Annotated in this window: 13 protein-coding genes; 1 reads left to right on the top strand and 12 read right to left on the bottom strand. The window is 41.2% G+C overall.

The genetic code is table 11. From position 1 onward, the window contains the following. The first annotated feature begins 102 nt into the window (after positions 1–102). Positions 103–1,080, top strand: coding sequence for an aldo/keto reductase (locus tag J2Z20_RS17560; RefSeq protein ID WP_209853341.1), 978 nt, complete (start codon positions 103–105; stop codon positions 1,078–1,080). 43 nt (positions 1,081–1,123) lie between these two features. Here the strand turns inward: J2Z20_RS17560 and J2Z20_RS17565 are convergent, their stop codons facing one another. From J2Z20_RS17565 to J2Z20_RS17620, 12 genes are all read right to left on the bottom strand, one after another. Then, positions 1,124–2,128, bottom strand: a complete 1,005-nt coding sequence (locus J2Z20_RS17565; RefSeq protein ID WP_209853343.1) for a phosphotransferase enzyme family protein — start codon at positions 2,126–2,128, stop codon at positions 1,124–1,126. Positions 2,129–2,139: 11 nt separating this feature from the next. Then, positions 2,140–2,697, bottom strand: coding sequence for a hypothetical protein (locus J2Z20_RS17570; protein WP_209853345.1), 558 nt, complete (start codon positions 2,695–2,697; stop codon positions 2,140–2,142). Between the two features lie 15 nt (positions 2,698–2,712). Beyond that, a complete protein-coding gene (locus J2Z20_RS17575; RefSeq protein ID WP_209853347.1) occupies positions 2,713–3,360 on the bottom strand; it encodes a hypothetical protein in 648 nt (215 codons plus the stop codon). A gap of 139 nt (positions 3,361–3,499) precedes the next feature. Further along, positions 3,500–4,447: an acetamidase/formamidase family protein gene (locus tag J2Z20_RS17580; RefSeq protein WP_209853350.1), complete on the bottom strand. Its 948-nt coding sequence runs from the start codon at positions 4,445–4,447 to the stop codon at positions 3,500–3,502. 394 nt (positions 4,448–4,841) lie between these two features. Then, the gene (locus J2Z20_RS17585) at positions 4,842–5,645 is read right to left on the bottom strand and encodes an ABC transporter ATP-binding protein (RefSeq protein WP_209853352.1); all 804 of its coding nucleotides are present in this window, start codon (positions 5,643–5,645) and stop codon (positions 4,842–4,844) included. Further along, positions 5,629–6,642 (bottom strand): ABC transporter ATP-binding protein, encoded by a 1,014-nt coding sequence (locus J2Z20_RS17590; protein ID WP_209853354.1) that lies wholly within the window; start codon positions 6,640–6,642, stop codon positions 5,629–5,631. Before J2Z20_RS17590 ends, J2Z20_RS17585 begins: the two co-directional genes overlap by 17 nt. Positions 6,643–6,644: 2 nt before the next feature. Further along, on the bottom strand, positions 6,645–7,481 hold the full coding sequence (locus J2Z20_RS17595; RefSeq protein ID WP_209853356.1) for an ABC transporter permease: 837 nt from the start codon (positions 7,479–7,481) through the stop codon (positions 6,645–6,647). 1 nt (position 7,482) lies between these two features. Continuing rightward, positions 7,483–8,493, bottom strand: coding sequence for an ABC transporter permease (locus J2Z20_RS17600; RefSeq protein WP_209853358.1), 1,011 nt, complete (start codon positions 8,491–8,493; stop codon positions 7,483–7,485). A gap of 77 nt (positions 8,494–8,570) precedes the next feature. Continuing rightward, positions 8,571–10,424 (bottom strand): ABC transporter substrate-binding protein, encoded by a 1,854-nt coding sequence (locus J2Z20_RS17605; RefSeq protein ID WP_209853360.1) that lies wholly within the window; start codon positions 10,422–10,424, stop codon positions 8,571–8,573. 294 nt (positions 10,425–10,718) lie between these two features. After that, positions 10,719–11,495, bottom strand: coding sequence for an ABC transporter permease (locus J2Z20_RS17610; protein ID WP_245252545.1), 777 nt, complete (start codon positions 11,493–11,495; stop codon positions 10,719–10,721). 12 nt (positions 11,496–11,507) lie between these two features. After that, a complete protein-coding gene (locus J2Z20_RS17615) occupies positions 11,508–12,329 on the bottom strand; it encodes an ABC transporter permease (RefSeq protein WP_245252543.1) in 822 nt (273 codons plus the stop codon). After that, a complete protein-coding gene (locus tag J2Z20_RS17620) occupies positions 12,326–13,327 on the bottom strand; it encodes an ABC transporter ATP-binding protein (RefSeq protein ID WP_342454332.1) in 1,002 nt (333 codons plus the stop codon). Before J2Z20_RS17620 ends, J2Z20_RS17615 begins: the two co-directional genes overlap by 4 nt. Positions 13,328–13,742 lie beyond the last annotated feature (415 nt).

Consider the following 13,742-nt stretch of genomic DNA (forward strand, 5'->3'; position numbering starts at 1 on the left):
TCCATACCTGTTTGGACAACATTTTCATTATAATTAAAGGGCGCAAATCATAATAAAGTTGTTAAAAAATATAATTTTTCACACTGAAAGGACGTCATAAATATGGAATATAGACGACTTGGGGGCAGCGGTTTAAAAGTGTCAGCACTTGGTCTTGGCACGAATGCATTTGGGAAGCGAGCCGACGAACAAACCTCCATTCAAATTGTTCATTACGCTTTAGACCATGGAATCAATTTCATTGATACAGCAAATATTTATGCAGGCTCCGAATCGGAGAGAATTATCGGACTTGCTTTGGAAGGAAGACGCCACGAAGCAGTGCTGGCAACGAAAGCTGGATTGGTGCGCGGAGAAGGGCCCAATGAGAGAGGGTCGTCACGTTATCATTTAATGATGGAGTTAGAAAACAGTTTACGGCGTCTCAAAACCGATTATGTTGACTTGTATCAAATCCATACCTTCGATCCAAATACTCCGCTCGAAGAAACGTTGCGAGCACTTGATGACATGGTTCGTTCAGGGAAAGTACGCTATATCGGCGCATCCAATTATGCAGCGTGGGAATTAATGAAGGCGCTCAGCATAAGTGAACGTCAAGGATTCAATCGATACATATCGACTCAAATTAGTTACTCTCTCGGGGACCGAGTTCCTGAACAAGAACTTGTACCATTCTGTCTTGATCAAGGGGTTGGGATTATACCCTATTTCCCTCTAGCAGGCGGTATATTAACTGGAAAATATACTTCCGCAGACAAGAAACCTGCAGGATCACGGGCAGACACCGATCCAAATTTCAGCCGGTTCCTTAACGATGAGCGGATCGAACTGGGGCAGAAAGTCGGTAATCTCGCTAACAAGTTAGGTTACTCTGCCAGCAGTCTCTCTCTAGCTTGGCTTATGCAGAAGCATGCTGTCTCAACCGTCATTGTTGGAGCTACAAGGACCGAACAGCTCGAAGAAAATTTGAAATGCGCCTCAATTAAACTCAGCGAACAAACGGTAAAAGAACTGGATCAAATGAGCGATCCTTTCCGTTATAGAGAGCCTTTCGCTTATTATCGTTTGCCTGAGTAAGAGAGCTACCCTGCAAAAACCGTCCAAATGAGTGGACGGTTTTTTAAATGATTTTATGAAAATCAAGGTCTGAGTAAGGTACATCGTTCTCAATATTAAATTTTAAATTCTGCAGCGTTGCTCGCTGCCAATCTTGAAGATGGTTCGGGTCCCAATTTCTCAGAAATAAAACGTATAAGAAAATTTCTCTCATTTTCAAAAATAACGGAATTTGACTGACCATTTCCTTCGTGATGTTATTTTCTTTACTGTATCCTTCTAAAAAGCTTTTCATAAATTGTTCCGAAAAGTCCTTACGATTAGGATGAACAGACGTTCCTTGCCAATAGGCATGATAAAAAGAAACAGCAATATCGGAAGCGAACCAGTAATAAGCTGAATCATCAAAATCAAATACAGTAATTTGGCTATCATGTACAAAAAAATTACCTTGATGGAAATCGTTATGAATAAGTCCAAACAAATCGTCATGACGATCCAATGTTGTTAATGCAGTTAATAGTTCACTGTATTTATTAGCGATCATTTCAGAGGGCATGTGATTCTTAATGTTGTGAATATCAGGGTTATTCTTGCTCCATTCAGGTCTCTTTATTGCCAGATCAGGAGCTTCGTACTTTTTAGCAGTCGCATGCATTTTTCCAAGGAGTTTGCCCCATCTTTGGAAAAAGTCACGGTTCCACTCCTGATCATCGGAAACATCAACAGGTCGTCCTTTTGCCTTCTCAAAAGAAGTTGCATAGTACGTATCTTGGCCAATAGATATTTGCTCTGCGTAATGGTCGTTTACGGATGGAATGGCCCTGCTTACAGATACTCCGCTGTTACTCAAATGATTAACAAAGTCGAGTTCACCCTTTATAAGATTTAAGTCTCGTCTTGTACTGTGAGTCAGTCTCAGTACATACTCCCTATTATTTCGGATGAAGCTGTATACGGAATTTTGGAATCCCCCAGCTTGTAATTTCAAGTCTTCTGGCTTAATTCCGAAAGCTTTTGATGACTCTTTTAACAGCATTTCACTTAATATAGCGTCAGTTGAACTCATATGCTCCCCTACTATTCTTCTTTAAATAGGATTTTGGATATTTCTCTTACTTCATCCATGTTGTTAGCAGGCGCAGCAAACTGATATCGTTGATCTCCACGGTCTACAATTCCGAACAAATATTTGAAATCTCTACTTAGAGTAAGTGTGATTTCTGTTTTCCTTAGATTCGATCCATCCGTATGATTTATGACTAATCGCTCCATCTTATATGGGGATTTAACTATTCTATCCTTGATTCGAGTAATCAGAGATCTTCTCATCGGAACGTAGTACATATTACTAGTATCCTCGCCTATAAAAAACGCTCGATGATTAGATATTTCATAGCTTTCTCCATCAATAACGATGCTTCCATCTAATAGGTCATCATAAAATAACCTTTTCGTTAAAGTCATATTTAAAGCAACGGTTTTTGTATTCTCGTAGCCCTCTCCATAACTAAATGCTGTATACTTGTTTGTGATTTTTACTTTATCTTGATAGAGGATTATATACAACATGACTCCTAGCAATAGTATTGCAAATGTAACGATAAGGAACCTGAGTTTCCTTTTTCCAATCGTCATAGGTCACCACCTTCTTCATGTCTTTCGAGTTCTTAGCTTATAAAGGAGCAATGTCTTAAAGAATGCTTCGTCGCTGGGGTGCTTGGAAACTTTATGTAGGTAAATAAAATCATTTATATTCACTTCTAATCGAAGTAATGATTTTGCAGGTTCTTTACTGACCCACTCATCAAAGATAACGATTCCTTTGCCGACTTTATTAAATCGCTCCTTAGGAAATAGATATACCATTCCATCTGTCCAAGGATTCTGCTTCATAGTTTCCGTACTTAGAGAAAAAAAGTAATACCTCTTATTGTTATGCTCAAAACATCCATTTCGGAAATTATTCACTAACTTACTCCGATCAAAAACCGCATAGAAAATCGGCCATATCCCATCACTAGTCGCAAAGACAGCATCGACATACTCTCCGTTATATAACGTCTGACGCTTTGGAACAAATTCAGAAATGTCTTTGTTGTTAGAGCCATGACAGAGCAAGTCTTTATTCGTGCATAAATATTGCAAAAACCGATATTTAGGAAATGGACTTTGGTAATGAACAAGGCCGTCTCCTCGCACCGCTTGTTCGTACACTTTGCTGAATTCATTCAGCTCTTCTTCTGAAAATCCAATGTTTGATCCTGGGTAAAAAAGCATTTTTAAGAATGTTGAGATCATGCTCGTGTTTGAGCCCCTTCCTCTACTTACCTAGATCGCAATTTTGAACGGGAATAACTCCGCAGTCATAAGACCGCCTAATATGGCTGGGTCTCTCTTCATAAATTCTTGCGCTTCCTCTAGGGATTGGTATTAACCATTACAATTCCCCCTTAACAATGTCCCTTGGCAATACAGCGTGTACTCCCTTAACGCCATTCACAATTTGCGTAATCCGTAAATCAACGACTAGACTGGCTAAGGCTGTCGCATCTGCACGCTCTAACCCATATAATTGTTTGAGCAAATCGAGCATGCCGTCTAATGCTTGAATGGTTGCTTTGTTTAAATCTTCGTCAAATCCAAAAGTAATCCATCCAATAGGTGTATTCGCACGAGGCATTTTCAAATTCATATCTGACCTGAGGACGAATTGCAATTCAACCAAATCCATAGGGCATTCAATGGCTTGCCCTGACACTTCTCCGTCCCCTTGCAGCGCATGCCCATCTCCAACCGAGAAGAGCCCTCCCTTTACAGCAATTGGAAGATATAAAATGCTTCCTTTCACAAGCTCTTTACAATCCATATTGCCGCCGCAAAATCTAGGAGGCATTGTCGAGTGGACTCCAGGCTCTGCCGGAGGCATACCCATGACTCCCATAAAGGGTTTCAAAGGAACAATCAGCGCTTTGCCATTCAATTGACATCTACCCGTCATTTCTTCTCGGTCTAGTTCCCAGTTTAATGTGATTTCTTCTTGATCCGCGATGCCTAACTGCCCGTTGTGCCAATCGTCCGATCCTCCTGCACAATTCCATCCGTACCAACCGGCAATGATTTCATTGATATGTATTTCTAGTACCATACCAGGCTCTGCACCTTTAATTTCGATTGGACCGACCAACGGATGCCCCCAAGTACTCTCTTTCTCTCGAGATTGATATCTTTCTCTGTTTGCTTGTTTGGAGGGTGAGTATCCCCAGCCGACGTCGGGTGTTTGAAATTGAACTCTATCTCCAGAGTCAATCGCTAGAATGGGTTTATAATCCCTCGAAAATGATGCATGCAGATTATCGTTACTTGAATTTATTCTATGTAATTTCATCATTGTTCTCCTTTTGGTTAAATGCACCATCTTACATTATTCGAGCAGCTCGTGAAAAATCCTTTTACCCCTTTCTAATGAAAAAGCAGACCATCCGGGGCGCGGAGATCTGCTTATGATTGAGCATATATCTACTTATTCAACTCACTCAGCCAGTTCCTTGCTTAATTGCTGCAGCCCTTCTTTCCGAAGCGCAACAAGTATCCAGGCCGTTCGAAATGGAGGACGGATTGTCCAGTTCGACTACATCGGACATCCGATGGAAACATTTAAATGGAAATGTTCCAAACTGCTTTTAAAAACATGGAAACATCCAGTCAATTTGGAAAGATCGTCATCTCCATCTAACAAAGAACTAGCCTCAAGGATTCCACCTTGAAGGCTAGTTTTCTTGTTATGCTAGATTCCATTCCGAATGGATCTTAGGCACATCTTCAATCAGCTGCTTTGTGTATTTATGCTGAGGGTTTAATATGACTTCTTCTGCAATGCCGCTCTCGACGATTTTCCCTTTCTCCATAATATATATCGTATCGCTCACATAGTAGGATAACCCAACATCATGTGTAATGAAGATAATCGTCATGTTGTTTTCTTGTCTCAGCTTCATGAGCATATCCAAGATTGTCGATCTGGAACAAGCATCTACCATCGAGGTAGGTTCATCGGCGATTAAGACTTTAGGGTGCAGCATAAATATTCTCGCAATCATCAATCTTTGCATTTGTCCGCCAGACAACTCGAACGGATACTTATTGAACAATTCCTCATATTTTAAATTAACGAATGAACATGCATCTTTCATTTTCTGAACCTGCTCTTCTCGGGGCAGCTTTAGCCCTTGCAGCTTGATACAATCCATTAACAGCTTCTCCACTTTATAAAACAAGTTAAACGAAGAAAATGGATCCTGAAAAATCGCTTGGATGTCCTTCCAATACTTCTTTCTAGCTGCATGATTTCTTAGTTGTCTTGGCTTGCCCTTATATTCGATGGTTCCACTTGTTTCCTTAAGCAGCCCCATAATCATTTTCGCAAGTGTCGTTTTTCCGCTGCCGCTTTCCCCAACGATTGATACGATCTCGCCCTCATGTAAATCAAAACTAACATCGTTGACGGCCGTTGTCTTATGATTCCCATAACCGAACACCTTCGTAATATGCTTTCCGCTAATTAACACATTATTGCTGCTGCTCATTTTCATACCACTCCTTTAACGTCTCGGTATCAAAAAGGCATCTATACAGCCGACCATCAACTACTTTAATTTCAACCTTACCCTCGCGGCATTCGTCTCTTGCAAAAGAACACCGATCTGCAAACCTGCAGCCCGCCGGTACTTTCTTCAAATTCGGCGGTGCTCCAGGTATAGCCGCGAGCTTCTGCCCTTTCATACCTTCTTCCGGAACGAGAATGGAGCCCATTAGTTTCTTGGTATACGGATGAACTGGGTCAAAAATCATTTGTTCAGCGGTTCCCCGCTCCACAAATTCACCTGCATACATCACGACGATTTCATCCGTAACATGATACAGCAGCGGCAGCTCATGTGTAATAAATACAAGAGATTTAATAAACTTCTTCTCCAGCAAATTTTTCAGAAGCTTAATGACCGCTTTCTGCGACGTAACATCGAGTGCCGAGGTAGGTTCGTCTGCGATAAGCACTTTCGGGTTTAAAATCGTAGAAATTGCAATAACGGTTCGCTGCTTCATACCGCCGGACAACTCATTTGGATACGAATTTAATACTTTGGGCGACAAATTTAATGTCTCAAAACGTTCCGAAGCCATCTGCCATACTTGCTGCTTCGTTAGTTCCGGTCTATGCTCCTTCATAATATCTTCGATGAAACGAATAATCTTCATCGTTGGATTTAGTGCATTCATAGCTGCTTGAGGGATGTACGCGATTTCTCTTCCTGATACTTGTGTTCTGAGCTGTTCCTTAGTAAGCTTCATAATATCTGTGCCATTGATGCTAATCGATCCGCTATTGTAATGCAGCGGCGGAAAATAAAATCCCATCAGACTCAGTGCCAGCGTTGATTTGCCGCAGCCAGATTCACCCGCAATACCCAATGTCTTTCCTTCTTCAAGGGCGAAGTCAACACCATCGACAGCATACACATTTTCTCTCAATCTCGTCTTATAGTAAGTTTTGAGCCCTTTTACCTCCAATATATTTTCACTCATCGTTAGCTCCTTATTTTCGGGTTGAATATTTCATCCATTCCCGTATTCATCAAATAAAGTGAAAAAGTGATGATGGCAATTGATAATGCTGCCGGAATGAAAGCCCACCAGGCCCCTGCCACCGGAGCTTCAAAGACAAGTGCCCAGTTCATCAATATTCCAAGAGAAATCGTATTGTAAGGCCCTAAGCCTAACATGGAAATCGATGCCTCAGACAGTATTCCTGAAGCCGTCTGCAGTACAAATGCCATAACAACGTAGGATGCAATATACGGAAGTATTTCATAAATAATAATTCTCGTCGTACTGTGTCCTGAAATTTTGGCGATATTGACATGGTCCCTATTCCTCAGCGACGTCGTCTGTGCACGCACCGCCCTGGCGGTCCAAGGCCAGCTGGTAATACCGATAATGATTGCGGTGACTAGAGAACTCCTAGAATTAATACTTACCGAGATCAATATGAGAATAATAAATGAAGGAATAACGATGAAAATGTTCGTGATCGCTGTCAAAATATCATCAATGAAGCCCCCGATATAACCGGAAGCAAGTCCGAAAATAAGACCAATCGTTGTAGCAATGACGCCCGCAATTAAACCTACCCGGATTGAAGTCTTAATCCCGTACATCAGCTCGAGGAACAAGTCTCTCCCGAAATTATCAGAGCCTAGAATAAGTTTGGAATCAGGCGGCTGAAAAGCGAGCGCCTCCATTGATAGCGGATCTTTCGTATTAATGAGCGGATAAATGTTCACAAGTGCAATCGTTAACAGCAGCACTACGGCTCCTATTACAAACTTAGGGGATTTAATTAATATACTGATCGAATTTGTCATATTAATGATCCTCCATTTGAGCCGCCTTGATTCTCGGATCGATAAATCCATATATAATTTCTAGTGTGAAGTTCGCTAGTAAGACGGAAACAGCGATGAGCAGCGTACACCCAGAAATTAATGGATAATCAAGTTGCCGAATCGCTGTGAACAGCCAAGTTCCGATCCCTGGATAGCTAAATACAATTTCACAGATAAGGGATCCGCCAACCATCGTTCCGATCGACAGCGCAAGTCCTGTTATTTGGGGCAGCATCGCATTTCTAAACACATATTTCGCAATTTTTGAATCTCGAATACCGAGCAGTTTACTATACAGAACATAGTCAGAATTCAGTTCATAAATGGACATCTCTCTCATCCCAATCGCTTGGCCGCCAATCGTAACGAGTACAATCGATAGAAATGGAAGCGTATGATGCCTGATCACAGAGAAGATAAAATCAAAACTCAAATGGGGAATCATCTGAAAATCATAACCCCCTGATAGAGGGAACCATTTTAACGTAAGTCCGAATACATAAAGCATTATAATCGCAAGAGTAAAAAACGGAATGGAATTGATAAATAGAGCTACTGGGAAAATAACTTTGTCAAACACGCCTTTTTTATAGGCAGCAACAGCACCGAGTACATTCCCTAATATCCATCCTACTAATATCGCCGGCAGCTGAAGTCCGACCGTCCACGGAACCGCAGACGCTAAAATATCTGTTACCTTTTTAGGATAAAGCCCGAAAGATGTCCCTAAATCGCCCATCAGAAGGTTCTTCACATAAATAAGGAACTGGGTGCCAAGAGGCTTGTCAATACCAAACTCGACCATAAACGTTTCATATACTCTCTTTATCGTGTCACTGTCAGTCATCCCCTGAGTCATTTGCGACACAATGATGCTGACAGGGTTCCCCTCAATAAGCCTAGGCAAAATAAAGTTCAGGCCAACCGCAATAAGTAATGTAACGAAGTACCATAAGAACTTATTAACAAAGTATTTTGTATAGGCGTTCAATACCAACACTCCCTTTTATAAAGAGGCCTATATTGGGGTTCATTCGCATTTGCCCCAGCATAGGCCTTATTTCACTATTAGTTGTGGATCTGGTACAAGGCTTTAATGCCGGCTCCATCCATCGCGATTTGCGGAGGAATATTGCTGCCGTCACCATCAACCGGGAATCCCTTCCAGACAGATTCATTCACGGTATGGAACACCCATGGTCTATACATAAGCGGTATTGAAGGAATGTCAGTAAGCCACATCTTCGTTAAATCGGTGTACAACGTTTTGAGCTCATTTAGATCAGAAACAGTTGGGATCTTATCGATAATTTGATCCGCTTTATCATTCTTATATCTTCCCCAGTTCCAGAATGCCATTTCGCCGATCGCAGGAACGCCTTTGGAATACATAATCGCTTGTGCTCTGCTCCATGGTTGGCTTGGGTTTACTCCGCCTGCAGGTGTATTCATAATGATATCGAATTTGCCAGTTTGCAGATCATTCGTCCATACAGGTGCTTCAGGGAACTTCGTACGAATTTCGATGCCGATGGCTTTTGCACTTTGGGCAACGATCTCAAGCGATGCATTCCAGTCAGACCAGCCATAAGGACATTCAATGTCATAAGGTCCAAGTCTTGTGCCGTTCAGCACGCGAATGCCGTCTTTTCCTTTCTTAGCCCCGATCTTATCAAGAAGCGCGTTAGCTGCTTTGACATCGGTCGTCCATTGCAGTGACTTGATGGCGTCTTTATCAATATACTTCGATTCTGCATCGGTACCCAGTGTCAGGGATGGCTCCATTGCTGCCGAGTATCCGCTCATAGCAAGATCAGATATTTTCTTATAGTCAATACTCATTGCAAGCGCTCTTCTTACATCAGCATTATCGAGGCCTTTCTTAGACATATTGAAGAAAATAGAAGGCATTGAGCCTGGTACATAATAAGGTGCATCCTTCAAATAGGTCTTAATTGGAGCGCCGTCCTTCCACAAGTTCCACACTTGAGGAATGAATTGCTGCGATACGTCAACTTGACCGCTCTTGAAGGCAAGGTCTCCCGCAGCGTTATCTTTATAGACGACATGAGTTATATATTTAGGAGCAGGCAGTTTTCCAAATAATGATTTGCCCCAATAGTTGTCATCTCTCACAATGGTGATCTTCTGGTCATTGTAGAAGTACATTTTGTAAGGACCAGTGCCTATAGGATCTGCATTGACTTCCTTACGAATCGTTGCCAGATCATTGTTCGATTTCTTCTCGATCTCTTCCCATATATGCTTAGGAAGCATAGGAATGATTTCAATACTGTCTAGGACAGTGAGCTTGTTAGGGTTTGTTTTGCTTAGTTTGATATTGACTGCATTAGGTCCATCTGCAACAACATCTTCAATATAAGTCCAGTAATTGCTCCAGCTAATATCGTATTTCTTGCCTAACTGATAAGTATAGACGACGTCATCCGAAGTAAATGGCTGGCCGTCACTCCATTTCGCATCTTTGTTCAGTTCAATTCTGAGTGTCATATCATCAGTCCATGAATATTTCGATCCAAGCAGCGGCTCTAGGTTGCCGTCCAACTCGTTGATCATGAACAACGTTTCATATACCAATTCTCTAGAGTTACCATAGTTGATTGGAAAGGCCGGATTACCGCTTAACAAATTAAAACTTGTAGGAGCTCCCCATTGTAAACCGTTGATATACAAAGTCTCGTTTCTCGGTGTTTCTTTTGCATCCCCCGTCGTTGCTGGCGTAGTTGTTGCCGGTTCAGTCGTTGGTGGTTCGGTTGTTGCTGGCGTAGTTGTCTCTTCCTGCTTCGCCGGCCCTGTATCCGTCGTCGTAGGCGATGCAACTTTTGACCCGCCGCACCCAATTAGTAGAGATGCGGTAATCGCAAATACACTAATTAGGCTGATCACGTTTTTGAGCTTCATTCTTAACCCTCCCATTCTTCTATGTTCATATCAAAACTTCATAAACCCACTCCATGAGTCCAAACTATTTATGGCTTTATTTTTGGAAGCGGTTTCTATTAAATAATGTATGATTGAACTGCCTAAGTATTACTGAAATATTCATCTCTTATTGCAAAACTATTAAAAATTAAAAAAGAAGGCAATCAAGCAATTTCCTTCTTGATTACCTTCTTTTCGTTTCACAACCTCTTATTTTCACATATACCTGCCATTGAGCAATTCAGGCTTCTGTTAAATTATTTATTTCTAGGTTTACCCTCCCGCTCCAGAATAAGCTCTAACCCCTCGTTTCCATATAAAACGTGAGAGAACAAGCATCACCAAGCTGAGTAATAATACATAGATAGCCGTATCCATTGATAATTTCCCCATTAACATCTTCGCGGCTGGATTCGCAATGAATGCCACAGGCACAATAGTAGTGAATACGAAACCCATGAACCCTTTGTAGATTTCGCTAGGAAAGCGCGCCATAAGAACGGTATCAAGGAACAGTCGCTCACGAGATTGCAGATTAGGCAGCCAAAAGGATAATGTGGTCCATATAAACCAGACACTGTAATAGAGCACCATCCCCGTGAAAAAGAACAATAAGTATCCAAGAACATACAGCACATGAATTGACCATCCTGTCTGATGAAGTCCATATAAGATCATTAACAGACCAGGTAGAACGTTGAACAGCTGTGAGTTGTTGGTTTGTCGGAACGATACGTAGAACTGAGAATCAACAGGCTTCGTTAGAGCAAAATCCAACTTTCCTTGCATAATATCAGACTGCAATTCATTCATATTATTAATAAGTAGAAACATCATAATAGCGTCTATCAAAGTGTACGTACCCATTAATATTAACATCCCTGACCATGACCAGCCTGCAATTTGGTTTGCATGCAAATAAATCGATTTAAACATAATTAGCGGAATACCCGTCCAGATCAATCCTGATAACATCATAGATACTAGATTGGCTCTATATTCTAAATCTCTTAGAAGACTGATGGTGAAAAATTGCTGTGACATCCTCATATATCTCAATTTTTATCCCCCCGCCTCTACGTATTTTTTCATTCCGATTTGCCATAGTATTCGTCCTAGTATGAACAATATTGTAAGCCAGATCGCTTGCATCATTAGTCCATTCATCACTTCATCCGAGTTAACGGTGTTCGTTAACACATGAATGGGGAAAAACGTCAAGTAAGGGAAAGGAGTGAGCTTGATAATATGAACCATTGGAGATGGGAGAATATCAATTGGGAAAAATCCGCCAGCTAACACCATTACAATCAACTCTTTCATAAAAAGAATGCTAATTAGGTTGTGTGTCCAGAATACGTAACACCCGACAGCCCATGAGAGCAAAAACCACATACCGCAGGCCAGCATGATAGCCACAATACCTAGTATTAGCTCTACATAGTTTGGATTTAAGCTAATATAATTTCTTAATAGAATAGCAATGATTCCAAGGGGGGTACATCCGAGTACAAAATTGACGATCCGATTCCCTACCATGTCTGCAAAGTAATAGCTTTGCACATCTACTGGGCGAGCCAATAAGGAACTGAGCGTTCCTTGATTGACCATTTCGTGCATTTTCCAGTCCATCGGGTACAGCACCAGATAGTTAATTAGCCGACCCGCTATAAAATATGTCACCATCTGGTTAAATGTATAACCAGCCATCGTTCCATTGCTCTCATAGATCGTTTTCCAGAGTAACACCATTGCTGTTATTGGCAAGATCGCTTCTAGCAACAAATACAAGATACCAAAACGGTACTCTAATCCTTTTTGCCAACTTAACTGCATTGTTCTGAGATAAGGCTTAAGCATTCTTGTAAGGGTATTGTTGGTCATATAGCCTCCCCTTCCTTAATGCCTTCTCCGGAGTATACGTTTTCGATCACATCCTCAATTGATGGGTCTTCAATCGTTAAATCTTCAACAGGTAACATATTTAACATCTCTCCGGCTAATCGAGTAACATTGTTTCGGGGAACTCTGATTACCATTTTCAAAAGTTGCTCCGTTACTATAGTTCCTCCTAATGCAACAATCCGCTCTGGGGATACCCGTTGCTTAAAAGACACTGTAATGAATTTGTGCAAGCTGAGTTTATTAACAATCTGATTCGTTTGTCCATCGTATAGCATTTGTCCTTTATCGATAACGAGCAGCCTGTCGCAGAGCTCTTTAATATCTTCCAAATAATGACTCGTAAGAAGAATCGTTGAGCCGTATCGTTTGTTGTAATCTTTTAAAAATTCACGGGTATGTCGTTGCGCGAAGAGGTCAAGGCCGATCGTAGGCTCATCTAAGAATAAAACTCGAGGACGATGCAACACAGCTCCGATAATCTCCATCTTCATTCGCTCACCGAGTGACAGCTTGCGCGTCTGCACTTTAAGCAGATGATCTACACCAAGTAATTCAGATAATTCTGTAAGGTCTTTATCAAAATCAACTTTCGGAATTTGGTACATTTCTTTATTCAAACCGAATGTCTCTAGCGGAGGAAGATCCCAAATCAGCTGGCTACGGTTTCCCATTACAATAGAGATTTGGCGGCGGTGCACCATACTGCGCTTCCATGGAGTGCAGCCAATTACATCGGCTGTGCCCGAAGATGGGGTTAGAATACCCGTCAGCATCTTTAAGGTCGTCGACTTTCCTGCCCCATTCGGTCCAATAAAACCGGCAAATTCTCCTTCATTAATCTTAAAACTAAGTCCCTTGACTGCCACTTTTCGTTCATATTCGCGATGAAACAATGCCTTAACAGATCCGCTAAGTCCAGGTTTCTTGTGATGAACGAGATACTCTTTTGTTAATCCCTCTACATTAATGACTGACACCAGTACATTCCTCCATTTGATGAGTAGATTAGTATCCCCGGCCGGGCACAGAAAAATCTTATAGTAAATACAAAAAAAAGAATAGACTGTTTTTTACAATTTTGTTATCATGGAAATTGAGTTCTTTTTAAAAATAAGCATACGACAACTTGTGTAACAACAAGTCCTTCTGCGTCTATAGATAAGGTCGTATACAATATCTCCCGTTCATCTTTATTACTTCACATAAAAAAAGCGAGACTACCATTTCCGTAGTCCCGCTTTTTCACATTGGCTCTGTTAAAGAATGCTGTTGATTTTCATATTAAATTAACGGGCAGGTTAGTTGAAGAAGGAATTAAATAAAACAAAAAGAGAATAGCTAATATATAATGTTATTTACAAATGATTTTTATTTAAGAAGGAAGGATTAAAT

Source organism: Paenibacillus sediminis (assembly GCF_017873765.1).
GTDB classification, from domain to species: Bacteria; Bacillota; Bacilli; order Paenibacillales; family Paenibacillaceae; genus Paenibacillus_AG; species Paenibacillus_AG sediminis.

Coding starts and splice junctions, on each gene's coding strand:
- J2Z20_RS17610 (WP_245252545.1), bottom strand. CDS start 11,495: ATGAGGATGTCACAGCAATTTTTCACCATCAGTCTTCTAAGAGATTTA.
- J2Z20_RS17565 (WP_209853343.1), bottom strand. CDS start 2,128: ATGAGTTCAACTGACGCTATATTAAGTGAAATGCTGTTAAAAGAGTCA.
- J2Z20_RS17570 (WP_209853345.1), bottom strand. CDS start 2,697: ATGACGATTGGAAAAAGGAAACTCAGGTTCCTTATCGTTACATTTGCA.
- J2Z20_RS17615 (WP_245252543.1), bottom strand. CDS start 12,329: ATGACCAACAATACCCTTACAAGAATGCTTAAGCCTTATCTCAGAACA.
- J2Z20_RS17605 (WP_209853360.1), bottom strand. CDS start 10,424: ATGAAGCTCAAAAACGTGATCAGCCTAATTAGTGTATTTGCGATTACC.
- J2Z20_RS17590 (WP_209853354.1), bottom strand. CDS start 6,642: ATGAGTGAAAATATATTGGAGGTAAAAGGGCTCAAAACTTACTATAAG.
- J2Z20_RS17560 (WP_209853341.1), top strand. CDS start 103: ATGGAATATAGACGACTTGGGGGCAGCGGTTTAAAAGTGTCAGCACTT.
- J2Z20_RS17595 (WP_209853356.1), bottom strand. CDS start 7,481: ATGACAAATTCGATCAGTATATTAATTAAATCCCCTAAGTTTGTAATA.
- J2Z20_RS17585 (WP_209853352.1), bottom strand. CDS start 5,645: ATGAGCAGCAGCAATAATGTGTTAATTAGCGGAAAGCATATTACGAAG.
- J2Z20_RS17575 (WP_209853347.1), bottom strand. CDS start 3,360: ATGATCTCAACATTCTTAAAAATGCTTTTTTACCCAGGATCAAACATT.
- J2Z20_RS17580 (WP_209853350.1), bottom strand. CDS start 4,447: ATGAAATTACATAGAATAAATTCAAGTAACGATAATCTGCATGCATCA.